Annotated in this window: 34 protein-coding genes, 1 tRNA gene and 1 pseudogene; 24 read left to right on the forward strand and 12 right to left on the reverse strand. The window is 73.1% G+C overall.

Going from position 1 to position 26577, the window contains the following annotated elements; genetic code table 11:
- Both ACEQ2X_RS06040 and ACEQ2X_RS06045 read right to left on the reverse strand, forming a co-directional pair.
- Positions 1-290, reverse strand: a 290-nt coding sequence (locus tag ACEQ2X_RS06040) for a hypothetical protein (protein WP_370324893.1), incomplete at its 3' end; no start/stop codon positions are given.
- Positions 287-952 carry an RcpC/CpaB family pilus assembly protein gene (locus ACEQ2X_RS06045; RefSeq protein ID WP_370324894.1) on the reverse strand — a complete coding sequence of 222 codons (666 nt, stop codon included), beginning with the start codon at positions 950-952 and terminating at the stop codon, positions 287-289. The genes ACEQ2X_RS06045 and ACEQ2X_RS06040, both read right to left, overlap by 4 nt.
- Before the next feature lie 173 nt (positions 953-1125).
- On the opposite strand from ACEQ2X_RS06045, the gene ACEQ2X_RS06050 reads away from it, so the two are divergent.
- Entirely contained in the window at positions 1126-1359 is a 234-nt protein-coding gene (locus ACEQ2X_RS06050; protein WP_370324895.1) for a helix-turn-helix domain-containing protein, read from the forward strand.
- Here ACEQ2X_RS06050 and ACEQ2X_RS06055 read toward each other — a convergent pair.
- Positions 1298-2203, reverse strand: a complete 906-nt coding sequence (locus tag ACEQ2X_RS06055; RefSeq protein WP_370324896.1) for a hypothetical protein — start codon at positions 2201-2203, stop codon at positions 1298-1300. The two genes, ACEQ2X_RS06050 and ACEQ2X_RS06055, sit on opposite strands and share 62 nt — an antisense overlap.
- A gap of 38 nt (positions 2204-2241) precedes the next feature.
- Here ACEQ2X_RS06055 and ACEQ2X_RS06060 point away from each other — a divergent pair, with 38 nt between their 5' ends.
- Together ACEQ2X_RS06060 and ACEQ2X_RS06065 are read left to right on the forward strand one after the other, a co-directional pair.
- A complete protein-coding gene (locus ACEQ2X_RS06060) occupies positions 2242-3258 on the forward strand; it encodes an ATP-binding cassette domain-containing protein (protein ID WP_370324897.1) in 1017 nt (338 codons plus the stop codon).
- Positions 3251-4531: an ABC transporter permease gene (locus tag ACEQ2X_RS06065; protein ID WP_370324898.1), complete on the forward strand. Its 1281-nt coding sequence runs from the start codon at positions 3251-3253 to the stop codon at positions 4529-4531. The genes ACEQ2X_RS06060 and ACEQ2X_RS06065 overlap by 8 nt, the downstream gene beginning before the upstream one ends.
- A gap of 20 nt (positions 4532-4551) precedes the next feature.
- Here the strand turns inward: ACEQ2X_RS06065 and ACEQ2X_RS06070 are convergent, their stop codons facing one another.
- Positions 4552-5085, reverse strand: coding sequence for a hypothetical protein (locus ACEQ2X_RS06070; protein WP_370324899.1), 534 nt, complete (start codon positions 5083-5085; stop codon positions 4552-4554).
- Positions 5086-5446: 361 nt separating this feature from the next.
- Here ACEQ2X_RS06070 and ACEQ2X_RS06075 point away from each other — a divergent pair, with 361 nt between their 5' ends.
- The 12 genes from ACEQ2X_RS06075 to ACEQ2X_RS06130 all read left to right on the forward strand — a co-directional run bounded on the left by ACEQ2X_RS06075 (position 5447) and on the right by ACEQ2X_RS06130 (position 14802).
- Positions 5447-6064 (forward strand): S8 family serine peptidase, encoded by a 618-nt coding sequence (locus ACEQ2X_RS06075; protein ID WP_370324900.1) that lies wholly within the window; start codon positions 5447-5449, stop codon positions 6062-6064.
- Entirely contained in the window at positions 6052-7683 is a 1632-nt protein-coding gene (locus ACEQ2X_RS06080) for a S8 family serine peptidase (RefSeq protein ID WP_370324901.1), read from the forward strand. The genes ACEQ2X_RS06075 and ACEQ2X_RS06080 overlap by 13 nt, the downstream gene beginning before the upstream one ends.
- Before the next feature lie 54 nt (positions 7684-7737).
- Positions 7738-8529, forward strand: a complete 792-nt coding sequence (locus tag ACEQ2X_RS06085; RefSeq protein ID WP_370324902.1) for a class I SAM-dependent methyltransferase — start codon at positions 7738-7740, stop codon at positions 8527-8529.
- A complete protein-coding gene (locus ACEQ2X_RS06090) occupies positions 8522-8917 on the forward strand; it encodes a hypothetical protein (RefSeq protein ID WP_370324903.1) in 396 nt (131 codons plus the stop codon). Before ACEQ2X_RS06085 ends, ACEQ2X_RS06090 begins: the two co-directional genes overlap by 8 nt.
- Before the next feature lie 366 nt (positions 8918-9283).
- A complete protein-coding gene (locus ACEQ2X_RS06095; protein WP_370324904.1) occupies positions 9284-9748 on the forward strand; it encodes a single-stranded DNA-binding protein in 465 nt (154 codons plus the stop codon).
- Between the two features lie 155 nt (positions 9749-9903).
- The gene (gene rpsF / locus ACEQ2X_RS06100; RefSeq protein WP_370324905.1) at positions 9904-10206 is read left to right on the forward strand and encodes a 30S ribosomal protein S6; all 303 of its coding nucleotides are present in this window, start codon (positions 9904-9906) and stop codon (positions 10204-10206) included.
- A gap of 63 nt (positions 10207-10269) precedes the next feature.
- Entirely contained in the window at positions 10270-10719 is a 450-nt protein-coding gene (ssb, locus tag ACEQ2X_RS06105; protein WP_370324906.1) for a single-stranded DNA-binding protein, read from the forward strand.
- Between the two features lie 33 nt (positions 10720-10752).
- Positions 10753-10995 (forward strand): 30S ribosomal protein S18, encoded by a 243-nt coding sequence (gene rpsR, locus ACEQ2X_RS06110; RefSeq protein WP_370324907.1) that lies wholly within the window; start codon positions 10753-10755, stop codon positions 10993-10995.
- Positions 10996-11010: 15 nt separating this feature from the next.
- Positions 11011-11568: a 50S ribosomal protein L9 gene (gene rplI, locus ACEQ2X_RS06115; protein ID WP_370324908.1), complete on the forward strand. Its 558-nt coding sequence runs from the start codon at positions 11011-11013 to the stop codon at positions 11566-11568.
- Between the two features lie 356 nt (positions 11569-11924).
- Positions 11925-13388: a replicative DNA helicase gene (gene dnaB, locus ACEQ2X_RS06120; RefSeq protein ID WP_370324909.1), complete on the forward strand. Its 1464-nt coding sequence runs from the start codon at positions 11925-11927 to the stop codon at positions 13386-13388.
- A 73-nt stretch (positions 13389-13461) separates the two neighbouring features.
- The gene (locus ACEQ2X_RS06125) at positions 13462-14538 is read left to right on the forward strand and encodes a DUF4349 domain-containing protein (protein WP_370324910.1); all 1077 of its coding nucleotides are present in this window, start codon (positions 13462-13464) and stop codon (positions 14536-14538) included.
- 9 nt (positions 14539-14547) lie between these two features.
- Complete coding sequence (locus tag ACEQ2X_RS06130; protein ID WP_370324911.1) at positions 14548-14802, forward strand: hypothetical protein; 255 nt, start codon at positions 14548-14550, stop codon at positions 14800-14802.
- A 72-nt stretch (positions 14803-14874) separates the two neighbouring features.
- Here ACEQ2X_RS06130 and ACEQ2X_RS06135 read toward each other — a convergent pair whose 3' ends face one another.
- Positions 14875-15744, reverse strand: a complete 870-nt coding sequence (locus tag ACEQ2X_RS06135) for a serine protease (protein ID WP_370324912.1) — start codon at positions 15742-15744, stop codon at positions 14875-14877.
- Between the two features lie 174 nt (positions 15745-15918).
- Between ACEQ2X_RS06135 and ACEQ2X_RS06140 the strand changes: the two genes are divergently transcribed.
- A complete protein-coding gene (locus ACEQ2X_RS06140) occupies positions 15919-17148 on the forward strand; it encodes an EAL domain-containing protein (protein WP_370324913.1) in 1230 nt (409 codons plus the stop codon).
- Positions 17149-17159: 11 nt separating this feature from the next.
- Here ACEQ2X_RS06140 and ACEQ2X_RS06145 read toward each other — a convergent pair whose 3' ends face one another.
- A complete protein-coding gene (locus tag ACEQ2X_RS06145) occupies positions 17160-17744 on the reverse strand; it encodes a DUF3105 domain-containing protein (protein WP_370324914.1) in 585 nt (194 codons plus the stop codon).
- Positions 17745-17814: 70 nt separating this feature from the next.
- On the opposite strand from ACEQ2X_RS06145, the gene ACEQ2X_RS06150 reads away from it, so the two are divergent.
- Positions 17815-19398 carry a serine/threonine-protein kinase gene (locus ACEQ2X_RS06150; protein ID WP_370324915.1) on the forward strand — a complete coding sequence of 528 codons (1584 nt, stop codon included), beginning with the start codon at positions 17815-17817 and terminating at the stop codon, positions 19396-19398.
- A gap of 165 nt (positions 19399-19563) precedes the next feature.
- Here ACEQ2X_RS06150 and ACEQ2X_RS06155 read toward each other — a convergent pair whose 3' ends face one another.
- Positions 19564-19671: a hypothetical protein gene (locus ACEQ2X_RS06155; RefSeq protein ID WP_372530544.1), complete on the reverse strand. Its 108-nt coding sequence runs from the start codon at positions 19669-19671 to the stop codon at positions 19564-19566.
- Between the two features lie 235 nt (positions 19672-19906).
- On the opposite strand from ACEQ2X_RS06155, the gene ACEQ2X_RS06160 reads away from it, so the two are divergent.
- The 4 genes from ACEQ2X_RS06160 (at position 19907) to ACEQ2X_RS06175 (ending at position 21685) form a co-directional block, all read left to right on the forward strand.
- Positions 19907-20161 (forward strand): helix-turn-helix domain-containing protein, encoded by a 255-nt coding sequence (locus ACEQ2X_RS06160; protein ID WP_370324917.1) that lies wholly within the window; start codon positions 19907-19909, stop codon positions 20159-20161.
- Positions 20161-20337 carry a hypothetical protein gene (locus ACEQ2X_RS06165; RefSeq protein ID WP_370324918.1) on the forward strand — a complete coding sequence of 59 codons (177 nt, stop codon included), beginning with the start codon at positions 20161-20163 and terminating at the stop codon, positions 20335-20337. Before ACEQ2X_RS06160 ends, ACEQ2X_RS06165 begins: the two co-directional genes overlap by 1 nt.
- A gap of 340 nt (positions 20338-20677) precedes the next feature.
- Complete coding sequence (locus ACEQ2X_RS06170) at positions 20678-21139, forward strand: hypothetical protein (RefSeq protein ID WP_370324919.1); 462 nt, start codon at positions 20678-20680, stop codon at positions 21137-21139.
- Between the two features lie 54 nt (positions 21140-21193).
- Positions 21194-21685, forward strand: coding sequence for a VanZ family protein (locus ACEQ2X_RS06175; protein ID WP_370324920.1), 492 nt, complete (start codon positions 21194-21196; stop codon positions 21683-21685).
- Positions 21686-21919: 234 nt separating this feature from the next.
- On the opposite strand, the gene ACEQ2X_RS06180 is transcribed toward ACEQ2X_RS06175, so the two are convergent.
- From ACEQ2X_RS06180 to ACEQ2X_RS06190, 3 genes and pseudogenes are all read right to left on the reverse strand, one after another.
- Entirely contained in the window at positions 21920-22228 is a 309-nt protein-coding gene (locus tag ACEQ2X_RS06180) for a type II toxin-antitoxin system PemK/MazF family toxin (protein WP_370324921.1), read from the reverse strand.
- The gene (locus ACEQ2X_RS06185; RefSeq protein ID WP_370324922.1) at positions 22215-22466 is read right to left on the reverse strand and encodes a ribbon-helix-helix protein, CopG family; all 252 of its coding nucleotides are present in this window, start codon (positions 22464-22466) and stop codon (positions 22215-22217) included. Before ACEQ2X_RS06185 ends, ACEQ2X_RS06180 begins: the two co-directional genes overlap by 14 nt.
- 124 nt (positions 22467-22590) lie before the next feature.
- Positions 22591-22820 (reverse strand): annotated as a pseudogene (locus ACEQ2X_RS06190) (DUF433 domain-containing protein).
- A gap of 284 nt (positions 22821-23104) precedes the next feature.
- Here ACEQ2X_RS06190 and ACEQ2X_RS06195 point away from each other — a divergent pair.
- The 3 genes from ACEQ2X_RS06195 (at position 23105) to ACEQ2X_RS06205 (ending at position 25215) form a co-directional block, all read left to right on the forward strand.
- A complete protein-coding gene (locus ACEQ2X_RS06195; protein WP_370324923.1) occupies positions 23105-23665 on the forward strand; it encodes a hypothetical protein in 561 nt (186 codons plus the stop codon).
- A gap of 426 nt (positions 23666-24091) precedes the next feature.
- Positions 24092-24817 (forward strand): DUF433 domain-containing protein, encoded by a 726-nt coding sequence (locus tag ACEQ2X_RS06200; protein WP_370324924.1) that lies wholly within the window; start codon positions 24092-24094, stop codon positions 24815-24817.
- An 11-nt stretch (positions 24818-24828) separates the two neighbouring features.
- Entirely contained in the window at positions 24829-25215 is a 387-nt protein-coding gene (locus ACEQ2X_RS06205) for a hypothetical protein (RefSeq protein WP_370324925.1), read from the forward strand.
- Positions 25216-25223: 8 nt separating this feature from the next.
- On the opposite strand, the gene ACEQ2X_RS06210 is transcribed toward ACEQ2X_RS06205, so the two are convergent.
- On the reverse strand, positions 25224-26348 hold the full coding sequence (locus ACEQ2X_RS06210) for a tyrosine-type recombinase/integrase (protein WP_370324926.1): 1125 nt from the start codon (positions 26346-26348) through the stop codon (positions 25224-25226).
- 115 nt (positions 26349-26463) lie between these two features.
- Positions 26464-26537 (reverse strand) — tRNA-Gly (locus ACEQ2X_RS06215).
- Positions 26538-26577 lie beyond the last annotated feature (40 nt).

Here is a 26577-nt window from a genome sequence, read left to right on the forward strand (position 1 = left end):
CCGGCGTCGATGAGCTGGCCCTTGCCGAGCGGATCGCCGGGGTCGTACATGCCGAGCACCGCCCGCCCGCGGCGCTGGAGCGCCTGCACGAACGCGGCGGTCAGGAACGAGGTGATGTCGTCGAGGACGACGACGTCGCACTGCTCGGCGAGGGCGTCCTCCGGGGTCAGCACCGAGGCCCGCACCACGACCCCGCCGTGGTCGGCGGCGTGGGCGCGCAACCGGCCGGCCCAGGACCGGGGGGTGGCCGCGATCACCACGACGGGGTCGTCCCGTAACCCGCCCGTCATGGGCTCGCCGCCCGCACCACGTCGATGTCCCCTGCGCGCAGGGCCGCGGCGAGGGCGAGGGCCTGGTCGGCGTCGACCGACACGGTGATCGCGTGCGACCCGCCGATCTGCCCGACGCCGCTGCCCGGCTCGCGGACGTCGAGGACCTCCACGGCGGTGACCACGTAGTCGACCTCCTCGTCGTCACCGGCGATCACGTCCACGACGTCGCCCGGCACGATCAGCCCACCGGCCGCGCGGGCGGGGTCGACGGGCAGGCTCATGGCCCCGCGCCCCTCGCCCGCGGGGACGCGCAGGTCCGTGATCCGCAGCATGGTCCCCGCCTCGAGCCGCGCGGTCGTGACCGTGCCCGCCAGCGACGCCATCTGGGACTCGACGACGAGGAGGTTCGCCGCGGGGTCGTCGATCGGCACAGGTCGCGCGGCGACCGCCAGGTCCTCCACCGGCGTGCCCGCCGGCGCCGCCACCTCCACGACGACCACCGCCGTCGTCGGGTCGTCCCCGGTCAGCAGCGCGTAGTTCGCCACGGCGGCGATGAGGCCGGCGGCGACCATCAGCACCCACCCGCCGTGGAGCGGTCGCCGTGCCCGCCCCGGCGCCGCATCCGGTATGGCCGCGTCGACATCGTCGGACGTGGCGTCGATGAAGTCCTCACGACGCATCGTGAGCCCCGCTTCCCCGTGCTCCTCGGCGGACGTCCCGCCGCTTGCCGGGTCACCCTAGACCGGCGCGTTCGACCCGCTCAACCCCCACCTTCCCGCCGGCTGTGGAAACCCCCCGTCCGACCGCGATGAACCGTCGTAGCCTGTCCAACCACGCACCCCCGGAGGCCGGCATGGCAGGCAGCAAGTCCCTCGACGACTACCCCGACATCCTGACCGCGGCGCTGGTCGCCGAGATGCTGGACATGAACCTCGACTACGTCCGGAAGCTGTCGCGCGAGGGGACGATCCCGGCCCACAAGATGCCGGGCGGCCGGGTGTTCCGGTACTTCAAGGACGAGATCGTCACGTGGCTCCGGGACCTCCCGTCCCACGACCAGCAGGGCGCACGGTCCGGCTCGGTCTGATCGACCGGCGCCGCCGCCGGCGGTCGGGACCGCCGCGCGCATCGACCCGGTCCACCATCGCGGCCATCTGCAGCGGGACGACCTGCATCGCGGCGAAGGCGACCGCGAGCAGCACCAGCGCCATCCGGGTGACCACCAGCTGGGACCCGAGGTCGTCGGTCGCCTGCGCCACCAGGTCCCGGCCCTCGGCGATCGTCGCGTCGTAGGTGCCGAGCAGCTCGGCGGTGTCGGTCAGGGCGGCGTCGAACGACGCGATCTCCCCTGCCAGGTCACCGACCCCCGCACCCACATCGGCGAGGCTGCCCGCGGTCTGCTCGATCACGTCGGCCTGGTCGACCAGCTGGCTGTCCAGCCCGTCGACGGAGCCCTGGAGGGTCCGCAGCGAGTCGGCGAAGGACTGCGCGGGGTCGTAGTCCGGCCCGATCGGCAGGGAGCTGAGCGCCTGCAGGGTCGAATCGATCGTCCCGGCGACGGTGATCAACCCCGGCAGGCTGTCCTCCACCGCCCCGACGGAGCTGGCCACGTCGTCGCGCACCAGGTCGGCCAGCTCGCGCATGAGGAGCTCGCCGTCGTCGAACGCGGTGTCGAGGTCCGTCGACGTCGCCTCGAGCGTCCGGAGGCTGACCGCGAGGGCGGCCACCGTCTCCTCGGCCACCCCGGCCGAGGCGTCGAGGGCGGTCAGCGTCTCGTCGGTCAGCTCGAGGGACGCGGCGAGCGCGTCCCCGGTGCGCCCGAGCAGCAGCCAGCCGGCGATCAGCCCGAGCACGGCCGCAGCCAGACCCAGGCCCGCCACCGTCCGCAGGACGATCGCCAGCCTGCGCGGCGGCAGGGGGAACACGGCCATGGGTTCGCGGACGACCCTAACCGGATAGGGGGGCGTCCATGCCGACCCTCCCCGCCGCGGCGGTCGACGACACCGGCGCGCCGGACCGCGCCGGTCCGGTCGTGCGCGCCCGCTCGGTCAGCCGCCGCTTCGGCAGCACGGAGGTGCTGCACGACCTCGACCTCACCGTGCCGCAGGGGTCGATCCACGCGCTGATCGGCCCGAGCGGCAGCGGCAAGACCACGACCGTGCGGATCCTCACCGGCATCCTCGCGCCCTCCGAGGGGTCGGTGACGGTGTTCGACACCGACCCGCGGCAGCTGACGACCGAGCAGCGCCAGGACATCGGCTACATGCCCCAGCTCGGCGTGCTGTACCCCGAGCTGAGCGTGAACGAGAACCTCCGCTTCGCCGCGTCCCTCTACGGGGTCCGCAAGCCCAAGCAGCGCATCGCCGAGGTGCTGGGGATGCTCGACCTCGGCGACGCCGGCGGCACGCGGCTCGAGCACACCTCCGGCGGCATGCAGCGGCGCGTCGCGCTGGCGGCGGCGATGCTGCACGACCCGCACCTGCTGTTCCTCGACGAGCCGACCAGCGGCCTCGACCCGGTGCTGCGCCAACGGGTGTGGGAGTGGCTGCAGGAGCTCCGCGACGAGGGGCGGACGGTCGTCGTGACCACCCAGATCGTGTCCGAGGCCACGATGTGCGACACCGTCGGGTTGATCGCCTCGGGCCGGCTGCAGGCCGACGGTCCGCCCGAGGAGCTCAGGCGTCGCGCCGTCGGCGGCGACGTCGTCGACCTGCACACCCCCGAGCTGGTCGGCACCACCGCCCTCGAGGCCCTGGCCGACCGCCCCGACGTGGTCTCGGCCGAGCGGACCGGACCGGGCGGCCGGACCGTCCGGGTGGTGGTGGACGACGCCGAGCAGGCCATCGCCGACCTGGTGCCCTTCCTCGCCGACCACGGCGTCGAGGTCCGCCTCGCGGAGCGCTACACCACACCCTTCGACGACGTCTTCGTCGGGCTGCTCCAGCTCGACGACACCCCGGACGAGGGGGGGACCCGCGGTGCGTGACCTGCTGCGGCGCCTGTTCGGCGTCATCCGCAAGGAGATCGTCGAGCTGGTCCGCCAGCCGGGCCTGCTGGCCATCCTCGTCGTGGGGCCCCTCGCCATCCTCCTGCTGTTCGGGTCGGGCGTGCGGGCGACCGATCCGGCCGTCCCGACGATCTTCGTCGCCCCGCCGGACAACCCCGACGTCCAGGAGCTGGTGGAGGGGTATGCGGACTCCCAGGACGAGCGCCTCACCATCGTGGACGTGACGACGGACGCCGCGAGCGCGGAGGAGCGGCTGCGCGACGGGGAGGTGGACGTCGTCGTGGAGGTGCCCGACATCACCGCGGAGGGGCTGGTCGAGCAGGAGGAGCGCGCGGTCGTGCGGGTCCGCCACCGCTTCCTCGACCCGCTCGAGGCGCAGGCGATCAACCTGTTCACCCAGACCGCCGTCGACGACATCAACGTGCTGCTGGTGGCGACGGCGATCGAGAGCACGCAGGGCGTCGCCCGCGAGGTGCTGGGCGACGTGTCGGACGAGGACGTCGCCCGGGCCGCGGAGGCCGCCGGCGTCGAGGCGCCCGACGACGCGGACCAGGCACAGGTCCGCGCCGAGGTCGAGGCACTCCTGAACCGCGATCCCGACGTGCTCGCGAGCCCGTTGGAGGGGGACTCCGAGCCGCTCGGCGGTGCGGTCAGCACCTCGGCGTTCTACGCGCCGGCGGTGGTCGCGCTGATCCTCCAGCACCTCACGATCACGTTCATCGCCCTGTCGGTCAGCCGCGAGCGCATCCAGCGGACCACCGAGCTGATGGCCGTCTCACCCCTCCGCCCGATCGAGCGGGTGCTCGGCAAGGTCGTCGCGTACCTGTTGATCGGCTTGGTCCTGGGTGCGGCCATGCTGCTCGCCGTCGTGACGCTGCTCGGCGCGCCCATCCGCGCCGGCGTCGCGCCGGTGGCGATCGTCCTCGCCCTCGAGCTGGCGGCGAGCATCGGCATCGGGTTCCTGCTGGCCGGGATCGCCCGCAGCACGACCCAGGTGGTCCAGGGCGCGATGCTGCTCCTCCTCCTGAGCGTCTTCTTCGGCAACCTGCTGCTCAGCCCGCAGCGGCTGCTCGACTGGGCGCAGCCGATCGGCTGGGCGCTGCCGATGACCCACGCGATCAACCTGCTGCGCGACTCGATGCTGCGCGGCAACGACCTCGCGACCACGCCGCTGGCCGTCCTCGGCGCCGTCGCGGCGGGGACGATCGCAGTGGGTGCGTGGATGTCGACCCGCGGGGACCGGGCCACCTAGCCCTGGAGCGCCGCGGACGGTCAGCGGGGGACCCACACCGCCCGCACGGAGGGGTGGGGGACCACGACGTCGCCGTGGCGCGAGGCGATCAGCAGGTGGTCCTCGGCGGCCGCGGCGATCACCCCGCGCACCTGCTCGCCGTCGTCCAGGGCGACCACGACGACGACGCCCGCCGTCTCGTGCTCGGTCATCCGCGCCCGGAACGTCTTCGCCCCACGCCGCGGCGACTGCCCGCCGGCGCGGACGCGGTCGACGACCCGGAGCCGGGTGAGGCCCGCGAGGGGGAGGTCGACGTCGCCCCGCGCGGCCCGCAGGGTCATGTGGTCGCGGCCGGCGTGGACCGCCGTGCCGGTCATGACCTCGCGCCCCGCGACGACCTCGACCACGTCGCCCCGGACGACCAGCTCGGCGGCGACGTCGGCGAGGGTCCGGGCGCGCCGCTCCGCCTGCAGCGCCATGGCCTCGTAGGCAGCCTGCTCGGCCCGGACCTCGGCGTCCATCCGCGCCGCGAGCCGCTCCAGGTGCTCCGCGCCGGCGGGATCCTCGGTGACCACCGGCCCAGCCAAGCACATCCGCCCCGCGAGCCACACCCTCCGCAGCCCGGTCGTCGCAGGCGGTAGGGTGCCGGTCCGCGGCGGCTGCCGCGGGGCGGGGGGGACCTCGTCGTCGTCACGATCGAGGAGCAACGGATGAGCCAGGCCCGTCCCCGCGCGGTGGTCGTCGCCGTCGCGTGCGCCATCGCCCTGTCGAGCGCCGCGCTGAGCGCCACGACCCCCGCCACCGCGGCAGGTCCCGACACCGCCGACGCGGTCGGGGCGCACGCGCGCGCCCTCGCGGCGTGGCGGGCGGACGGCCCGGCCGGCGCGTTCGCGTCCGGTCCCCCCCACCGGACCCGGGTGGGCGGACGGCGCCGACGTGGTCGAGGGCTCGCTGCTCGTCACCACGACCGGTGCACCCGCAGCGTTCGCGGACGTCGATCCCTCCGCCCGCGCGGTGGCCGATGGGGTCATCGCGGTGGACGTGGCGCCCGGCGACCTGGCCGCCACCGTCGCCCGCCTGGCCGCCGACCCCTCCGTCGTCGCCGTCGAGCCCAACCGCGTGCGGCAGTTCCACGCCGTCCCCGACGATCCGGCGTACGGCCAGCAGTGGGCCCACCAGCTCACGGGCATCGAGGAGGCGTGGGACGTCACCACCGGATCGGGAGACGTGCTGATCGCGATCGCCGACTCCGGCGTGGTGGCCGACCACCCCGAGCTCGACCGGGTGGTCGAGCAGGTCGACGCCTCCTCCGGGCAGATCGAGCCCGGCGCGTCCGACAACGACCCCTGCCAGGTCGGCCACGGCACCTGGGTCGCCGGGGTCCTGGGCGCGACCGGACAGAACGCGCGCGGCGTGGCCGGCGTCGATTGGGGTGCTGACATCCTCGACATCAACACCGCCGACCCGGAGATCAGCTGTGCGGGCCGACGGACCTCGGCACCATCGCCGCGATCGCGCACGCCACCGAGCGCGGCGCCGACGTGGTCAACCTGAGCCTCGGCGGACCGGCCGCGAGCTGCCCGACCGCCTTGCAGGCCGTCATCGACGCGGCGATCGAGGCGGGCACCGCGGTGGTGTCCTCCGCCGGCAACGCCGGTGACGCCACCCCGAACATCCCCGCGAGCTGCAACGGCGTGATCTCGGTCGGCGCGGTCGGGCCGGACGCGTCGGTGGCGCGGTACTCGACGACCAACGACTACGTCGACGTGGTCGCCCCGGGCGGCGCGGCGGCGGAGGGCCTGACGGCCGCCACCGAGGTCCTCACCACCAGCTGGTGGCTGTCCGGTGCGCGGACCGAGCCGCTGATGCCGGTCACCGGCACGTCCTTCGCCACCCCCTACGTGGCCGGGCTCCTCGGCCTGGTGCGGGCCGTGGCACCGGAGCTGACCCCGGCCCAGCTCGAGTCCCTGCTCGAGTCGACCGCCACCGATCTCGGCCCTGCCGGCCGGGACGACGACAGCGGCTGGGGCCTCGCGACCGGTGCGGCGGTCATCGCCGCAGCCGCCGGTGAGCCGGTGGCCGACCCCGCCCCCGACCCCGACTTCCCCGTCGGCGATGCCGGTCCGCTCCGCCCCGGCGGCGACGTCCCGGTGGTGCGGGTGTCCGCCGGCGAGGTGCCGACCGAGCCCATCACGCAGGCCGTCGCCGTGTCCGCGACGCTGTTCGCCGACGCGGGCGCCACCGAGGAGGCACGGGTCCCCGCCGCCTGGGCGGTCGTGGCCCGCAGCGACGACTACGCCGACGCGTTGGCCGGATCGACGCTGACGCTCGGCGCCGCGCCGCTGCTGTTCACCCCCTCCGACGGCCGGCTGGCCGGGCCCACCGCGACGGAGCTGCAGCGGGTCCTGGCGGCTGGATCGCCCGTCTACCTGCTGGGCGGTCCCGCCGCGGTGCCCGCGGCGGTCGAGGACGACATCCGCGCCCTGGGGCTGACGCCGGTCCGCCTGGCCGGTCCGGTCCGGGAAGCCACCGCCGTCGCGATCGCCGACGAGGTCGACCGCGTGCTGGTCGAGCTCGGGATCGGCCCTGCCCCCATGGCGCTGCTGGTCAACCGGGACGACTGGCCCGACGCCGTCGCCGCCGGCCTGCTCGGTGCCCAGTTCGGCTACCCGATCCTGCTCACCCCGCCCGACGAGGTCGCGGCGGTCACCGCCGAGGCCCTCGCGGCCCGCGACCTCAACCAGCTCCTCGTCGTCGGCGGCACCGTCCGGGTCAGCGACGCGGCGATGAACTCGGCCGCGGACCTGAGCGGCGTCACGACCGCGGTCCGCCTGGCCGGGGAGGAGCGCAACGGCACCGTCGTCGCGGTGTCCGCAGCGGTGGAGGAGCTGCTCAGCGAGACCGCGCTGGGCCGTCCGCAGACCGCCCTGGCGGTGAACGTCCGCCGGGCCGACGCCTACGCCCACGTGCTCAGCGCCACCGTGCCCGCCGGCGCGGCGACCGGCGTGTTCATCCCCGTCGAGGGGGATGCCGGCGACGTCGTCAGCGACCAGGCCGTGGGCTACGCCCGAGGGCTCGGGCTCCCGCTCGCGATCATGGGCGGGACCGACGTGATCGTCCCGGACACCGCGACCGCGCTCGAGGCGCTGGTGGAGACCCCAGCCGCCGGGTGAGGTGGCCGGCGCGAGTGGCGCGGGCACCTCGGCGGCGGCCATGATCGGTTGCAGATGACCGCCGCCGAGCAGTGGACCGCCGAGCTGCGGGCCTGGGAGATCCCGACCGAGATCCTCTCCGCAGCCCCCCGCGACCCGTACGCCTTCTGCCCCTCCCAGATCCGTCGTCCCGCCGTCGACCCGCGGGGCACCCCGACCGGCCGGGTGGTCGCCGAGCGGCTCGCGGCCGGGGAGCGGCTCCTCGACGTCGGCGTCGGGGCGGGGCGGATCGCAGGCGCCTTCGCCGGTGACCACGACGTGCTCGGCGTCGAGCCCCGCGAGGGCCTGGCGGCCACCGCGCGCGAGGTCGGGATCACGGTCATCCCCGGCCGCTGGCCCGACGTCGCCGACTCCGCCGGCCGCGCGCCGGTCGTGCTGTCGAGCCACGTGCTGTACGACGTCCAGGACCCGGGTCCGTTCCTGGCCGCCCTGCACCGCGCCGCGGCGCGCCGGGTGGTGATCGAGGTCACCGCCGTCCACCCGTGGGTGCGCGTGGGGCCGCTCTACCGGCTGGTGCACGGCATCGACCGGCCGACAGGGCCGAGCGCCGAGCTGCTCGCCGACGTCGTCGCGGACGTCGTCGGGACGCGCCCCCGGACCGAGGCGTGGCAGCGCCCGGGCGGGATCGCCGATGACGTGGAGGAGGTCCTCGACCACACCCGCCGGATGGTGTGCATCGACGCGTCGCACCCGCAGGCGGCCGCGCTCGACGAGGCAGTCCGTGCGGACCTGGCGGACCTGCCGGGCGGCGGGGTGCAGATGCCGCCGGTCGACCAGGTCACGCTGTGGTGGGACGTCGATGCCTGACCTCGACCGGGCCGCGCTGCGCGAGGCGCTGCGCGCCCGCCACCCGTGGGTGGATCACACCGAGTGGGGTCCGCGGGCGGTGACGGCGGGTGAGTGCGACCTCTGCGGGGAGGAGGCCAGGCTGGTCCAGCCGTGCGGTCCCCCTCCCGCGGAGCTGCGGGGTGCCACGCCGGACTGGGCGCTCGGACGGCGGTGCGCCGCCGCGCTCGGGGTTGAGGGGTGGTGCGACGGGCACGTCGACGAGGCCACCGCCGCGCTGGGCTGGCTCGAGGGCCTTCCCGCGGACGCCGACGTGCTGGCCCGGCTGTGGTGGGTGGCCACCGGCGAGGTCCGACCCGACCCGCGCAGCGGCCGTCACGCGGCCGCACTGCTCGCAGAGCTCGGCTGAGGGGGCGGGGCGTGGGCGCGGTGCCTGGGCGTGGCGCCTGGGCGTGGCGCCTGGGCGCGGTGCTCAGATCTGAGCGGGTCCTCCGCCCACGGACCGGATCCCCAGATCTGGGCGCAAGGTCGCGCGAGCGTGACCGCAGATCTGGGAGTTGGCTCTGCCCACGAGCACAGGTCTCAGATCTGAGACCAGGCTCGCGCCCTGAGACCAGTCGCGCCGTCCGGCTGGGGCTCAGCCCGGCGCTGCTCACGACCACCGCACGGCGATCACGTTGTCCACAGGTGTGGCGGATTCCTCCGCGCGGACGTCGGCGGACCGGGTTCCCTGGAGCCGGCACGCCCATCCCGAACGACCCGGAGGTCGACCCCGATGTCAAGCCACAACCAGATCACCATCGCCGGCAACCTGACCGCCGACCCGGACCTGCGCACTACCAGCGGGGAGGTGCCCCGCTCACGGCTGCGCGTCGCCGTCAACCGGCGCGTGAAGGTCGCGGGCACCCAGGACGAGTGGGAGGACCGCCTCGACGGGTTCTTCACCGTCGTGTGCTGGCGGGACATGGCCGTCCACGTCCGTGCGTGCCTCCGCAAGGGGGACCGCGTCGTGGTCACCGGCCACCTGACCGGCCGGGAGTACGAGGTGACGACCGACGGGGGCACCGAGACCCGCCACGCGACGGAGATCGTCGCAGAGGAGGTCGGCGGCTCGTTCCGCTGGTACCCGTGGACGCGGATGGAGCCGCGCCCGCTGCTGGTCGACGCCGGCGACGCCTCGGTGCCCGCTCCGGATGACGACGACGCGCCGGCCGAGCGCGTTGTCGCACCCGCTGCCTAGGATCGGCCACGCGTCGGAGGGCGACCACGTGTACGGGTTCCCCTCCGGACGGTCGTGGGCCGCGGACGGGCCGACGGGTACGCTGGTCCGTCCGTCCTGCCCTCCACGGGTGCAACCGCACGAGCGTGAGGGCCGCCAAGACCGAAGGATGGTCAATGCGAACGTACGAACTGATGATGATCTCGCGCGGCGATCTCGACGACGTCGCCGTCGACACGAACATCCGCCGCTTCACCGGCCTGATCGGTGAGCAGGGCGGCAACGTGATCAACGTGGACCACTGGGGCAAGCGCCAGTTCGCCTACGAGATCAACCACATGAACGAGGGCTTCTACACGGTCATCGACCTGGAGATCTCCTCCGAGGGCTTGACCGAGCTCGATCGCCAGTTGGGCATCACCGACGAGGTCGTGCGCCACAAGTTCGTCCGCCCGCCGATCCGCACCAAGCGGGTCTGACCCTCCGACGCGACGAGCGTCCGCACGCAGCGGACGCGCTCGACACACGAGAGGAGCACAGACGTGGCGAACGACAACGTCATCACCGTCATCGGCAACCTGGCGGCGGAGCCCGAGCTGCGCTACACCCAGTCGGGTGTGGCCGTGACCAACGTCCGGGTCGCGGTGAACCGCCGGGTCCGGAACCCCCAGACCAACGACTGGGAGGACCGCCTCGACGGCTTCTTCAACGCCAACATCTGGCGTGAGCAGGCCGAGAACGTGGCCGAGTCCCTCCACAAGGGCGATCGGGTCCTGATCCAGGGCTACCTGCGCTCGCGGTCCTACACCGACCGGGACGGCCAGGAGAAGTGGGTCACCGAGATCGAGGCCGACGAGATCTGCCCCAGCCTCAAGTGGGCGCGGGTCAGCATCGAGAAGGTCAGCGGTGGCGGCTGGGGTCGACGACCCTCACCGGGCGGCAGCGCCCCGGCTCCGAGCGAGCCCCCCACCCCCGACGACGTCCCCTTCTGACCAGCTCTCGAGAGACCACGAGGTACCAAAGACATGGCACGTCCCCAGCCCCAGCGCCAGCAGCGCCCCGGCAAGCGGAAGGAGGACTTCTTCCGCAAGAACAAGATCGAGTACATCGACTACAAGGACGTGGAGCTCCTCCAGCGCTTCATCTCCGAACGCGGGAAGATCCGGTCCGCCCGGGTCACCGGCGTGAACCCGCAGCAGCAGCGCCTCCTCGCGCAGGCGATCAAGAACGCCCGCGAGATGGCCCTGCTGCCGTACACCAGCCGCTAGAGAGGACCATCACCCATGAAGGTCATCCTGAAGGGATACGTCGACAACCTCGGTGACGCCGGGGACATCGTCGAGGTCGCCAACGGCTACGCCAACAACTTCCTGATCCCCCAGAACCTGGCGATGCGCGCCACCAAGGGCGCCGTCGCGGACTCCGAGGCGCTGATGCGCTCCCGCCAGAAGCGGGAGGCCGTCGAGATCGCCCAGGCCGAGGAGCAGGCGAAGGGGCTGTCCGGCCGCGTGCTGGTCATCCAGGCCACCGCCGGCGAGGACGGCACCTTGTACGGGTCGGTCGGCAAGCGCGACGTCGCCGACGCGCTGGCCAGCGCGACCGGCGTCACCGTCGACTCGAAGAAGATCGACCTGGACCGGCCGATCAAGGCCGTCGGCCAGCACGAGGTCGGGGTGCGCCTGCACCGCGAGGTCGTGGCCACCGTCACCGTCGACGTGGTCGCCGACGAGGTCATCGAGTCCGGCTCGGAGGTCCTCGAGGAGGCCCTCGCCGAGGACGCGGTCGACGAGGCCGACGTCCCCGCGACCGACCCGGCGGACACCGAGGACGACGAGGTCTGAGCGACCCTCCCCACACCGTCGAGACGACCCCCGCCGCCCACCCGGGCTGCGGGGGTCGTCCGCGTCCGGGGGCGTGCGCCGACACGTCCTGATCCACCCTCGCAGCGACGTCGCTCGCAGTGATGAGACGATCTGTCCGCGGGGTTCGGCCGGTCTGTGGATGAGGTGTGGATGACCCGTCGGGACCTGTTGAGCACCCGTGTGATCCCTGGGGACAACCCACGCCCGTCTGTGGGTGGCCGCAGAGGGGGTGGCGAGGTGTTCCGATCTCCGGCAGCTGCGTGACGACGTCACACCCCCCTGGCACAGTCCGTCGCTGGCCCCCACGCTGCCCGCCCCAAGGAGACGTCGCGCCCATGTCCTCGCCACCCGACTACGACGCCGGCCCCCCTCCGTCGGGGGTCGGTCCGGGTGCCGGGGCGACGCGGGGCTTCGACCGGACCCCGCCGTACTCGCTGGAGGCGGAGGTCAGCGTCCTCGGCAGCATGCTGCTCAGCGCCGACGCGATCGCCGAGGTGTCCGAGCTGGTCCGGCCCGAGGACTTCTACCGGGGCGCGCACCGCACGATGTTCGAGGCGATGCGGGACCTCTACGACAAGGGAGAGCCGGTCGACTCGGTCACGCTGGCCGACGAGCTGCAGCACCGCGGCAAGCTCGAGGACGTCGGCGGGGCGCTCGCGATCACCGACATCTCCGCGCAGGTCCCGACGCCCGCGAACGCCGTCTACTACGCCCGCATCGTCAACGACCGGGCCCTCAAGCGGCGCCTGATCGAGGCCGGCAGCACGATGACGCGGCTGGGCTTCGACCTCGAGAAGACCGGTGTCGACGCCGTCGACGAGGCGGAGGCGCTCGTCTTCGAGCTGGCCAACAACCAGCGCGGCGGGGAGTTCGTCCCCATGCGGGACCTGCTGCTCGAGGCGTTCGACCTGATCGAGAAGCTGCACGACTCCGACTCCACGATCACCGGGCTCGAGACGGGCTTCACCGACTTCGACGAGCTGACCAGCGGCCTGCAGCCGGGCCAGCTGGTGATCCTCGCGGCGCGTCCGGCGATGGGGAAGTCGACGCTGGTCACGAACATCATCAGCCACGTGACCGCGTCGCAGCGAAAGCCCGCGGTGATCTTCAGCCTCGAGATGAGCCAGATGGAGATCGTCAACCGCATGTTGAGCGCCGAGGCGCGCATCGACTCCGACCGGATGCGGACCGGCAAGCTCAAGGCCGACGACTGGCCGAAGCTGAGCAAGGCGATGGGGAAGCTGGCCGAGGCGCCGCTGTTCATCGACGACACCCCTGGCGTGTCGATGATGGAGATCCGCTCGAAGTGCCGCCGCATCCACCAGCGCCACGGCCTCAGCCTGGTCGTCGTCGACTACCTCCAGCTGATGGAGTCCCACAAGTCGAAGTCCGACGGCCGCGTGCAGGAGGTCGCTGAGTTCTCCCGTGGCTTGAAGGTCCTCGCGAAGGAGCTCGGCTGCCCGGTCATCGCCCTGTCGCAGCTGTCCCGCAAGCCCGAGGACCGCACCGACCGGCGACCGATGCTGAGCGACCTGCGCGAGTCCGGCGCGATCGAGCAGGACGCCGACATCGTCGGGTTCATCTACCGCGACGAGGTCTACAACCCCGAGACCGAGGCGAAGGGTGAGGCCGAGCTGATCATCGCCAAGCACCGCTCGGGCCGCCTCGACAACATCCGGCTGTCCTTCCTCGGCCACCACTCCCGCTTCGCGAACCTGGCCCGCACGCCCGGTCCGCGCGGCGCACCGGCCCCCGGTGCGGTGGGTGCCCCGCCAGGTCCACCGCCGGGCGCTCTCTGAGCGGGGTGCAACCCTCGAGTCCCCGACGGCGTCGGACCGCGCACATCCGCACCGACGCCCGAAGGGATCCGACATGACCGCGCACCCCCGCCCCGCCCCACCCGCCCGGCGGCTGCTCGTCGTGGCCCTGCTGCTGGCGCTCGCCGTGGCCGCCTGCAGCGCGAGCGACTCCGGCGATGACAGCGCCGCGACCGACGAGGTCGAGGCGGCCGCCACCGCGGTCGAGCAGGCAGCCGACGGCGACGACGCCGCCGAGGACCGCGAGGTGGGGCTCGCCGCCGGCGAGGCAGCCGACGGCCAGGATGCCCCGGCGCCCACCGCAGAGGGTGACGACGGGGCCGACGCGGCGCCCGTCCTGCCGCCGGACACGGCCACGACCGGCGAGAGGATCATCAAGGAGGGGACGGTCACCGTCGAGGTCGAGCCCGGCGACTTCGACAGCGCCTTCGGCCAGATCGTCGCCCGCGCCCAGGCCCTCGGCGGCCACGTGTCCGGGACGTCGTCCTCCACCGAAGAGGGGCCGGACGACGAGACCCTCACCCGCGGCCAGGTCACGATCCGCATCCCAGTCCGGAACTTCGAGGACCTCCTCACCTCCCTCGGCGACGCCGGCACCGTCGTCGACCGGAACATCACCAGCCAGGACGTCACCGCGGAGTACACCGACCTCGAGTCGCGCCGCCGCAACCTGCAGGCCCAGGAGCGCTTCTACCTCGGGCTGCTCGAGGAGGCCGCCGGCGTCACCGACGCGATCGCCGTGCAGCAGCAGCTCGACGACATCCAGGCCCAGATCGAGCAGATCACCGGCCGCCTCAACCTGCTGGGGGACCGGAGCGCCTTCTCGACCCTGACCGTCCAGATCCACGAGCGCGGTGCGGAGCCCACCGACGTCGAGCCGATCGAGGAGCCCGGCGGGTTGACGCCCTACATCGAGGACGCGGTCGACACCTTCATCACCACCGTCGGCGCGCTCATCATCGCCGCCACGTTCATCGCCCCGTTCCTGGTGATCGGTCTGGTCGCCTTCGGGATCTGGCGGGCGGTCGTCCGGTCGCGCCGGACCGTGCCCACCCCTCCCCCCGCCCAGCCCGCACCGCGCGAGCCCGTCGGGGTCGGCGTGGGGACGGCCGGTCCCGACGAGGACGGTTAGCGTGGGGGCATGACCCCGGAGACCTGGGCCGACGTGGCCAACTGGGTGCTGCTCGCCGTCGGTGCCGCCATGGCGTTCGGCACCGGCCTGGCGCTCCTCGCCTACCGACGTGACGGGGTGTTCCCCGGCCAGCCGGTCGACGAGGACGGCACCCCGGAGAAGGCCCCGGCCATCCGGTCGGCGTACGTGAAGGTGGTGCTCGGCCTGGCCCTCGGGGTCTGGGGGCTGGCGGGGCTGACGACCGGCAGCGTCATCGGGATCTGATCGGCCCCGCACGTGCGACGTCCCGACCCAGGTCGTGGGTCGGGACGTCGTCGGTCGGCTGGCGGAGGGCTGCTAGCCGAGTCCGGGGAGGGCTGGCAGGCCACCGCCGACGATCAGCGGGGTGAACGGCTCGGTCCCGAGGGCGAGGTCGACCTGCGGGCCACCGTGGGCCTCCATGTAGCTGACCGAGCGGCTCAGGTCGCTCGCGTTGTTCGAGGCGGGGAGGGGCGCGATGGCCAGGGTGGACAGCACGCCGACGGCGTTCCCCTCGTCGTCGAGGAAGCCGGACCCGGAGTCACCGGGGATGCCGGGGCTGACCGCGTAGTGGGTGTGGGTCCAGCCGCCGCCGGAGGTGCCGAGGGACACCGCCAGCTTGGGGCTCAGGGTCTCGATGCCGAGGCGCAGGCTCGAGTTGCCGAAGGAGTGCATCAGCTCGCCGGCGGCGGTGCCGTCGGTGTTGAGGCCGACCGGACCACCGATGACGGGGAGGGAGGGGTTGACCAGGTCGTGGTCGTCCGGGTGGACGCGGACGAGCGCGAAGTCGTTGTACGCGCAGGCGTCCGGATCGGTCTCGCCCGCCTGCTGCATGGCGAGCCAGGAGTTGTAGGCCAACGTGCCGGGCCGCGACGCGCCGTCGATCTCCACGGGCGTCCCGAGGGGGAGGGACCCGGCCAGGCAGCCGTCGGTCTCGGTCTGCCCGCCGGTGCCAGAGCAGTGGGCGGCCTGGCCGATGTAGACCTCACCGCCGCCGGTGAACACGAAGTTGGCGGTGCACTGCGCACCCTCGGTGTAGGTCTGGGTGCCGGGGTGGATGGTGGCCGAGTCGGCCGGCGCCCACGCGGGCTGGGCGTCGGCGGGTGGGGCGGTCAGCGCCAGGGCGGCGGCCAGGCACAGGACGAGCAGTGCCACGAGCGGCACGGGGCGGCGGAGGGTTGGGGACATCGACGGCTCCTCGGGGTCGGTGGCGAACACGGTGTCCACCGGTGCAGTTCGCCCCTGCGAGGCCTCGCTCCTGCACGACGCGACCCGTTCTTCCAGTGTTGGCCTGGCCATCCGGACATGTCGCCGCAGCGTGGCCGCTCAGCCAGGCCCTGCACGTGCCGATCGAGAGGTGCCATGCCCGGACCCCGCCCGACCCGCGCACCACGGGTGCGCGATCCCGGCACCTCCGACGCCGTCACGACCGGCGACACCGGGGTGGCGTGGACCGTCATCCTCGGGGTGGTCGCGGTCGCCTGGGTGGGCACGTACGCGGCCGGGGGATCGAAGACCGCCGTCCCGCACCTGTTCTACGTCCCCGTGATCCTGGCCGCGTTCCGGTTCCGCGCGCGTGGCGCGCTCGCCGTCGCCCTGCTCGCCGGTCTCCTCGCCGGTCCGCTCACGCCGCTGGAGGCTGCGACCGGCGCTGGGCAGGCCGCCGCGAACTGGGTGACCCGCCTGGTGGGCTTCGTGCTGATCGGCCAGCTGACCGCCTACCTGTCCGGCCACTCCCTCGCCTCGGTCCGCCACCAGCGCACCTCGCGGCGGTTCTGCGCCGAGATGGCCGCCGCGGTGGAGGGGGGGCAGCTGCGGCTCGTGTACCAGCCGGTCGTCGACCTGCGGAGCGGCCACCTCGCCGGCGTCGAGGCGCTGGTCCGCTGGGAGCACCCGGCCCGCGGCACCGTGCCGCCGGCGGAGTTCATCGCCGCGGCCGAGGCCTACGGCTGCATCCAGGTGATCACCCGGTGGGTGCTGGCCGAGGCGTGCGACCAGCTTGCGGGCTGGCGGTCGGCGGGCCAGGCCGACGACGACTTCGTGCTGGCCGTGAACGTGTCGGCGCTCGACCTGGGCGACCCAGGGGTGGTCGACCACCTGCGCGTGCTGCTGGCGCGGACGGGCGTGCCGGCCAGGTCGGTCCACCTGGAGATCACCGAGACGGCGCTCGTCGCCGACATCGACGCGGTGGCCGACCACCTCGCGACGCTCCGCGAGATGGGCGTCCGCCTCGCGATCGACGACTTCGGCACCGGTGAGTCCTCCCTCGGCCACCTGCACCGCTTCCGGGTCGACCTGTTGAAGATCGACCGGGTGTTCGTCGAGCGGTTCGGCGACGATGACCGCGCTGACGTGATCGCCCGGGGGGTCGTCGGCATCGCCCGGGCCCTGGCCCTCGCCACGGTGGCCGAGGGCATCGAGACCAGCGGGCAGGCCCGACAGGTCCGCAGCTTCGGCTGCGACCTGGGCCAGGGGTTCCTGTTCGGCCGCCCGGTCCCCGCGGCGGACCTCACCGCGATCCTCGCCGATCCCGTCCCGTTCACCGTCGCCACGCGGGCGCTCCTCGATCCCACGAGCGCACCCTCCAGCTGAGCGCGGGCGGGTCAGTCGGCCCCGGGACTGACCCGCGGTCGCGGTGTGCGGTCGGTGCCGGGCACGAACGGGTCCTCCACGGCGTAGGCGGCGACGAACGCGTCGATGGAGTCGAGGTCGACCCCGTGGCAGCGCTGCACCACGCCCCAGCCGGCGAGCGCGACCTGCCCGTCGTCGAGCCGGTCGTACGGCGTCGTCGCGGCTTGTCCGGGGTGCGCGGTCTGGACGTGCTCGACCAGGGTCGCCACGTCGTCGTCGGTGAGCCCGCGGTAGGTGACCACGACCGCCCCGGCCTCGAGGACGCTGACCTGCTGCGGCTCGCTGAGCGGGTTCGACGGCGGGTAGGCGGTGATGTCGAGGGCGCCCGAGGCATGCCACCCCGACGACGGTGGCACCGAGGAGTAGGGGACCGGCGGCTCGGCGTCGCCGATCAGGTGGCTGCCGAACTGCACCGGGGGGAGCTCGGGTGCGTCGCAGCGCGCGGTGGCGTTCGGCGCGCTCGTCGCCCCGGACGACCCGCACGCGCCCAGTAGGACGGCGAGGAGGACGGCCAGCAGGACCGGTCGTCGCCGCTGACCGTCGTGAGGCAGTCGCATCGACCCGAGGCTAACGACCCGGCCAGGTGGACGGATCGAGAGGTGACGGGACGGGGGAGACTCCCGCCTGATGCCCGCACCGTCGATCCCCGGACTGAGGGACCTCCAGCGGATCGGCGTCGGCGGCTTCGCCGAGGTCTTCCGCGCCGTCGAGGACCCCTTCGACCGCGTGGTGGCGGTGAAGGTGCTCACCACGCTGCACGGGGACGCCGATGCCGTGCGGGCCTTCGAGCGGGAGTGCCGTGCGCTGGGGCAGGTCGACGGGCACCCGAACATCGTGACCGTCCACTCCGCGGGGACCACCGACGACGGGCGGCCGTACCTGGTGATGAGCCACGAGTCCGGCGGCACCCTCCAGGATCGGCTGGACGCGGGCGAGCGACCGGACCCCGTCGCCCTGCTGCGCCTCGGTGCCGACCTGGCCGACGCGCTGGCCACGGCGCACCGGTCGGGCGTCCTGCACCGGGACGTCAAGCCGGCCAACGTGCTGGTGTCGTCGACCGGCGTGCCGAAGCTGTCGGACTTCGGCATCGCGCGGCTGGTCGACGAGACCGCGACGGGCGGCAAGGTCACCGCCAGCCTGCTGCACGCCCCGCCCGAGCAGATCGACGGCAAGCCCGCGACCCCGGCGGGGGACGCCTACAGCCTGGGCTCGACCCTGGCGACGCTGGCGCTCGGGCACCCGCCGTACCTGCCGGGTGCCGAGGACAACGTGATGGCGCTGCTGTCCCGGATCGCCCTGCAGCCGCCCCCGGACCTGCGCGCCGCCGGGCATCCGCCCGAGGTCGCCGAGGTCGTCGCCGCGCTGATGCAGAAGGACCCCGCCGCGCGCCCGCAGGATCTGGCCCTCGTCGCCGCGCACCTGCGGCAGGTGGCCGACCGCCTCGCGGGCGGCGGAGCCGCACCGGCCGTCGGCCCCTCCGGGGGTCCCGCCGTCGCGACGCGGATCGGCCGGGGACGACGGGTGGCGTGGGCGGCGCTCGGCCTCGCCGTGCTCGTCCTCGGAGCGGTCGGCGCGGTCCTGGCGCTGGGGGACGAGGGCGGCGCGGTGCCCCCGCTCGAGGAGGTGGCGGCCGCCGAGCTCCCGGAGTCGGTGGACCTGTCCGATCCCGACGTGCTGGCCGGTGCCCTGTTCGACGTCGGCGACCTGCCGGACGACGGCGGCTGGATCGAGACGGAGGACACCGGCTTCGCACGCCCGGACTCCCTCGGGCACCCCGCCGCCCTGTTCGACGTGTGCCAGCGCGAGCTGGACCCGGCGCTGTTCGGCGCGGCCGCCCAGCGGTTCCACTTCGACGAGAGCGGGTCGGGGAACGCCATCGGCGCGTCGGCCGTCGAGGTCGTCGGGGACGGTGAGGCGCTAGAGCGCCAGGTCGTCGACGCCTACCGGGCGTGCACGACCTACGAGAACTCCCTCCGGGACGGCGGGTCGGAGCGCACCGAGGTCGTGTCGGTCGAGGAGGTACCGGTCGGCCCGTACACCGGGTTGCGGACGCGCATCCGGTTCCCGAGCGACGGGCAGGTCCTGTCGGAGACCCGCGTCCTGGTCGACGGGGTGTGGCTGACCCTCCAGGTCGACGACGACCGGATCGACGACGCCGATCGCGACCACCTGCTCGCGGTGATGCTGACGAACCTGGCCGGCCTGTCCTGACCCGCTCAGCCTTCCCCCACACAGCCGGCGAGGCGGACGCCGGCCATCTGAGGGCACGGCCTCGTGGCGGACCGCGGGGTGAACCAGCCGTGGCAGCGTCGGGTCGCACCCAGCGGGTCGCTGGCCGGTGCGCCGTGCCTCGTCGCCGGCCCAACCTGACGCGGGTCAGGTCGTCCGCAGCGCGAACTCCCCGCCGTCCGGGTCGGCGAGGACCGGTGCGCCATCGGCGGAGGGGGCGAGGGGGCGCGCGCCCACTGCGCCCAGCCGCGCCACCTCCGCGCCCGGATCGGCCCCGGGGACGACCAGTACGTGCCGACCGTCGTCCTGGACGAGATCGCCCGGCTGGACCCCGCCGAGGTCATCGCGCTGGGAGGCGAGGGCGCGATCTGCGACGCCACGCTCGCCGCAGCCGCGAGCGCGTAGCGGTCAGCCCGCCCGGACGGTGACCCCCCACCGTCCGGGTCGTGGATCCACGGCCCCCACGCACCCACACGTCCGGCATCAACACATGTTGACGTCGAAGCTCCCGACCAGGATCACCGTCCCGGCACCGGACGACCCCGTGGCCGCGCTGGCCGCCGTCGTGGCCCTGCGTCGGCTCGCGGGAACGCTCGAGGTCCGCGCGGTGCGCGTCGCGGTCCAGCGGGGCTGGACCTGGGCGCAGGTGGGCGAGGCCCTGGGCGTCAGCGCCCAGGCGGCACACCGGAAGCACGCGACGCGGCTCAGACGGGCGGCCCGTCACGATGAGGAGGTCGATGGGTGATGCGACGACTGCTGCAGCGCATGCGGGCGGTGAAGGATCTGTTGGAGGCCGCCGAGCAGGAGGCCGTGGCCCTCGGCTTGGACGAACCAGATGCCGAGCACCAGCTGCTCGCGGCCCTCGACGCCCCGGACGGGGTGGGCGACGGGGTGGGTCTCGCCGCCGGGGCGGGTCCCTGACCGGCGCGGACGTGGTCGCCGCCGCCTGCGAGCTGCGGGAGGGCACGATCCCGCGCATGCTCGACCATCTCGGGGGTGGACTCGCACGACCTGCAGACCGCCGCGGTGGCGGCGGCGCGTGCGCGGTGACGGGACGGATCGTGGCGTCGCGACGGGGCCGGACGCTGCGGGCCGGCCGGCCTGGCTGGTGGCCGTCCTCGCGGTCGGGTCGGTGCCGCGACGTGGGCGGGGTGGGCGTTCGACGGCGTGGGTCAGGCGGTCGTGCTGGGGCGCCTGGAGGTCTGGCTCCCGTGCCCGAGACCGTCGGTAGCCTGCGTGCAGACGATCCGAGGGAGCGCGGATGGAGGGGGACGACCGGCAGGCGGGTGCGGCTGATCGTGGTCGACGCCCCCAGCGCGTAGCCCAGGGCCTCGCCCTGCTCGTCGTCGGCGCACTGCTGACGGGGTGGTTCGTCGGCGGCGGGGGATTCGCCGACGTCACGTCGCCCCTGTCCGAGGTCATCGGCACCGAGGACCCCGCCACCGAGGTGGACGGCACCTGGACGGCCGAGGGGGTCGCCTTCACCCGAGCCCCGCGGGTCCTCCCTGCTGGATCGGCATCCGTCGCGCTGGAGATGCCATCCGACGGTCCTGCGCACAACGTGGTCCTGGAGGGGCACGACGACGGACGCCCCGTCCTGCAGGCGTCGTCCCCGGGTCGGTACGTCGCGGTCATCGACCTCGAGCCCGGCACCTACCGCTACTGGTGCGGGATCGGGGGCCACCGCACCGCCGGGATGGAGGGCACCGTCGTGGCGCGCTGAGCTGCGCCCCTCCGGGTGACAGGGGTAGCCGGGCTCGGGTACTAGCGTGACCGGGTGATCACCACGTTCCTGGTCGAGCACCCCTGGCTCACGACCGCTGCGCTCGGCGCGCTGATCGTCATCGGCCCTCTCGTCGGGTACGCGCTCGTCGGGCGACCCCGGCTGGCGGTGTGGCTCGGCCTGGCGAGCACCCTCCCCGTCCTCGCCCTCACCCTCGTCCCCACGGACCGCGACCTCGCGGTCGGCTGCGCGATCGAGTGGGCGTTGCCGACGCTGGGGGCCGTCGAGCTCATGGCGAACGTGGTCCTCGTCGTCCCGGCAGGGCTCATCTTCGGCGTCGCCAGCCGACGACCCCTGCGCGTCGCGCTCGGCGCGAGCGCCCTCTCATGCCTGATCGAGCTGATCCAAGCCGTCGTCCCGGCCCTCGGGCGATCGTGCTCGACCGGCGATTGGCTCGCCAACACCATCGGGGCAGCACTCGGCGCGGGGGTCGCGGCTCTGGTCCTCGTGGTGCGCCGCCGGCAGCCCTGGGAACCGGGCAGGTAGGGCTGCGACCTGCTCGGCCGAACGGCGATCGAGGATCTCGAACACCGCCCTGCCCTGATCGGTCAGCCGGAGCACCTGGCGCCGGCCATCGACGTCCGCTGCGCGAGCTCGAAGATCACCGGCGCCTCGGTCACCGAGTACGGCGTGTCCAACAGACCGTTCTCGAGGATCTCGAGCATGGAGGTGTAGAAGCGGGGGACGACCGCACCTCTGCGATCCGTCGTTGGGGGTCGCTCAGCAGCCGGTCGCGGCGGCCAGTGCCCCGCACGCCTCAGCCATCCGCATCGGGGACAGCTGGGTGACCCGACGGCGCAGCGACCCCCGCGGCAACGTGTGGATGTTGTCGAAGTTGACGGCGCAGTCGCTCGGCACACCGTCGTCGGCCGCGGACAGGTTCAACTCCGACACCAACCCGCGACGGGTTCGAGTCAGCGCCGCCACGACCACGGACCCGATGCGGTCGGCAACGGGATCTCTGGTCAGCACCAGCACTGGTCGATCACCGCCCGGTGTGGCGGCGAACCAGATCTCACCGCGCTGCATCGGCCCAGTCCGACCAGTCCTCCGCCGGACCCCAATCGGCGACCTCGCCCAGGGAACGCTCGCCCTCCCCCAACGGCTGCTGCTCCCAGGTGCGCGCGTCCGCCTCACTGGCGAGTCGGTGCAGGTGTCGTCGCAGCGCTTCGCGCAGCACCTCGGAGCGGTCCACGCCAAGCCGGTCCGCCCACGCTTGCGCGTCCTGCGCGACCGCATCGTCGATCCGGAAGCTCAACATCGTCATACGGTGAGCGTATCACCGTATGACATGCGGACCAGCAGGATCGGTCCCTCGGTGATCACGCCCCCGCGAGGGCGTCGGCGAACTCGTCCGACGCTCGGCGAGAGGTTGGCGTCGAGCAGCAGCTTCACGCCGGCTTGGACACCGGGAGGTCGCGCTGGTCCACGACCGCAGCCGCGTACTCCAGCGCGGCCCTCACGTCCTCGCGCTCGAGGTACGGGTAGTCGGCGAGGAGCTGTTCCGTGGACGGCCAGCCGCCAACTGCCCCAGCACCATCGACACGGTGACCCGCAGGTCACGGATGCACGGCCGTCCACCCATGCGATCCGGGCTGACCGTGATGCGCTCGAACGCCATGGGGCAATCCTAGGCCCACAGCCCATCAGAGCGGGCCGTCGAGATCCACCATGGCGTACGGGCCGTAGCCTGGATGCATCGATCCCACCGTCGATGACTTCCGCGCGCTCGCCAGGTCCTCCCCCTGGCGGTGGACGACGCTGCGCTTCACGCTGACCCGCACCCCAACGGTCCAGCGCCACGACGACGGGATCCGAGCATGGCTGCGTCGCCCCGACCTCGTCAGAGTCGAGACGCTGGACGGCGACCTCATCCGCGTCATCCAGGAGGCCCCTGACCACGGTGTGCTGCTCACCTCGACCGGCCAGCCGTCCTCCGTCCCACCCCCACCGGCTGACCGCGACATCGAGATCGACGCCGACGGACTGGTCCGCTCACCGCGGGGGTACCGGTCCCGGACCGCCTACGACGCACCGATGTTCAACAACTACACGTGGGTGGCGCTGCTGGACCCCGTCGAGCTCGCCGACGGCCACGACGGCGTTGGGGCGGACGTCGACGACGTCACCTCCGTCACCCACCACGGTCGCCAGTCCCTCCAGGCCGTCCTCAGACCAACCCGCGAGTACCACCCGCGATGTGACTGCTGCACGCTGCTGTACGGCGCGCTCATCGACGAACGCCTGGCCGCGGATGGCATGCGGCTCCGTCATCCGGACGGCTTCGTCCACCCCGCCGCCACCCGCGTCCGCCTCGACATCCAGACCGGGGTGTGCGTGCTGATCGAGGAGATCGGCGGCAGCCGCCCCGGTCGAGGGCACGACGTCCGCATCGAGTCCGTCGACGAGGAGATGCCCGACGACCTGTTCCCGATCCACCCATCGCGACGAGGCGTGGGCGGGTAGACCCACGTACCGGGCGTCCCCACAGGACCGTCGCCACCTGGACACGTCCCTCGCAGTACACGAGCCCTCGAAGATCAGCCGATACCGCGTGCCTGGATGCACAGGCAGCCGGTCGCCGCAGTCGCGGGAGCCGGTCGGATGTGCGGCTTGGGTGCGGACGGGAGCGCCACGAAGACTGAGGTCGCTCGTTCCCCGCGACGCGCGGGTACATGACGCGAGAGCACGAAACCCCGACGACATCGAGACCTGGCTCGACGCCAACCGTCGCAAGCCTGTTCCCCGTTGAGCCCGACCGGGCCCCCATTCGGTTCGAGAGGCGCGCGGCCGGTTCTCCTTCGGGTGACCTCCCACCCGTCACCTCTAGCGGGCAGTCAGCTCCTGTGGATACCGGTTGGCCGCAGCGAGGACGGTCGTAGCATGGTCACCGTGGAGGCACGGTCGCAGGTCGTGAACGACGTCCGGTTCGTCGTGCCGCTGTACACGGTGGCGGAAGCGGCCCGCTACGTGCGCGTGCCCTCCAGCACGTTCCGCGCGTGGGCCATGGGCTACGAGGTGAACGCCGAGCCCGGACGACGGGTATCCGGCGACCCTGTCATCACGGCGCTGCCGGCCGACCGTGGGCATCCTTCGATCCCGTTCATCGGGTTGGCGGAGGGCATGGTGCTCGCGGCGTTCCGCAAGGCCGGCGTGTCGCTGCAGCACATCCGCCAGGCCGTCCCGGTCCTGGAGGAGGAGGTGGGGCTCGACCACGCGCTCGCCTCTCGTCGGTTGTACTCGGATGGAGCGGTGATCCTCTACGACTACGTGGTCTCAGGCGCCGTCGACACCGAGGCAGCTGAGGACCTCGCTGGGCTGACCCGGGTTGTCGACAACCAGCTGGTGTTTGCGGACGTCGTCCGTGACTACCTGCGGCGGATCACGTACGGCGACGACGGCTTGGCCTCGGCTCTCTCCCTTCCGTACGGCGATGACGACCTACTCCGGATCCGGCCCGAGCAGGCCGGCGGGCGCCCGCTCTTCGTCCGCGGCCGCGCACCGCTGGACGCCGTGCTCGCCCGGTGGCGCGCGGGCGAGCGGATGGCCGACATCGCGAAGGACTTCCAGATCCCCCGTGATGACCTCGAGGACGCCATCCGCGTCGCTTCCAACTAGTCGCCCGCACCGTGGTCGACTTCCTGCTCGACCGCGACATCGGGCGCTACCAGGTGTCGGCCGCTCTTCAGGAGCACGACCTCGTCGTCCGGACGCTCTTCGATGTGTATGGAGAGCGTGAGCAGTTCATCACCGACGTCGAGTGGCTCACACGAGCGGGTGAGGAGGAATGGGCAGTCATCACCGCCGACGCGCGCATCCGTCGGCGTGCCCTGGAACGTGCGGTCGTCGACCGCTGGCAGGTCAAGATCTTCACGCTGCCGCACGGCAACCTCACCGGACCCGAGCAGGTCGCGAGGGTCATCGACAACCTCGAGGCCATCCTGCGCGCGGCGACGCGGCCAGGACCGGCCATCTACGTCCTCTTGCCGCAGCGCATCGAGCGGCGCCACCCATGAGCGCCGGCTCAGCCCTTCGCCTGGTCGATCGCCTTCCCCAGCAGGCCGGCGATGGCCTTGTCCCGGTCCTCGGTGGCGTGCTGGTAGATCAGCGCCGCCCGGGTGCTGCGGTGCCCGAGCCGGTTCATGACCTCCTTCAGCGACGCCCCCTCAGCGGTGGCCAGGGTCGCCCCCGTCCCGCGGAGGTCGTGGAAGTGGAGGTCCTTCGGGAGGGTCGGGTCCTCGGCCGCCACAGCCGTCCGGGCATCCCTCCAGAACCGGTTGACGTACAGGTGGTGCAAGGGCGAGCCGCGCGGCCGGGTGAAGACGTAGTCCTCGGGATCCGGACCGGTGAAGGTCTTCAGGTGCTCGGCCAGCACCTCCATCACCTGGGGCGGCAGCGTCACCGTCCGCTGGCTGCCCGCCTTCGGCTCCTTCACCACCATCCGTCCGTCGCCCAGGCGCTGGACCTGGCGGACCACCCGCACCCGGCCGGTCGCCATCTCGACGTCCTCGCGACGCAACCCGGCCACCTCGCCGACCCGCAGGCTGCCGAACGCCGCGATCAGCACCGCCGCGCGCAACCGCTCGGGCATCGCCTCGGCGAGGGCGAGCACCTGCGGGATGGTCGCGACGGGCCGCTCGGGCGTGGACTCGTGCCCGCCCTTGTCGATCATGCAGGGGTTGCGGACGATCCGCTGGTTCTTCACCGCGTGGTTCAGGACCGTCCGCATCAGCCGGTACGCCTTCGCCCGCTGGCCCGGCGTGGTCGTCGTGCCCAGGGTGCCGTACCACCGCTCGATGGTGGTCGGCTCGATGTCCCCGAGAGCAGCGCCGCCGAGATGGGGGAGCAGGTGGCGGTCCAGCAGGTTGCGGTACAGGTTCCGGGTGCTCGGCGCGAGGGTGGGGTGGTGCTCGAGCCAGTCGTCGGCGTACTCGGCAAGGGTGACCCGACCGCGCTCGGGCGCGACGAAACCGCCGTGCAGGACGTCGCGCTTCGCCGTGGTCAGCGCCGCGTCCGCGTCGGCCTTGGTCACGAAGGTGCCGAGGGTCACGTACCGCCCGGTCGCCCGCTCGCGGACCCGCGCCTGCCAGCGACCGCTCTTGAGCCGGCGGATCGAGCCGCCGCTCTGTCGCCTGGCACGCCCAGCCATCGCGCAGCGAAGTCTAGGCCCTCTGTGCCAGCAGTTATGGCACGAAGTTGGCACGCGGCGCGTCTTGGACTGCGGCCCATGAGGCTCGAAATGGCCTCTGACCTGGGCTTTTGACTGGAGCGGGTGAGGGGAATCGAACCCCCGTATCCAGCTTGGGAAGCTGGTGTTCTACCATTGAACTACACCCGCGGGAGGGGCTGATGATAGGCGGGTGCGGGGGTGGGGGCAA

The organism is Euzebya sp. (genome assembly GCF_964222135.1).
Lineage (GTDB): Bacteria > Actinomycetota > Nitriliruptoria > Euzebyales > Euzebyaceae > Euzebya.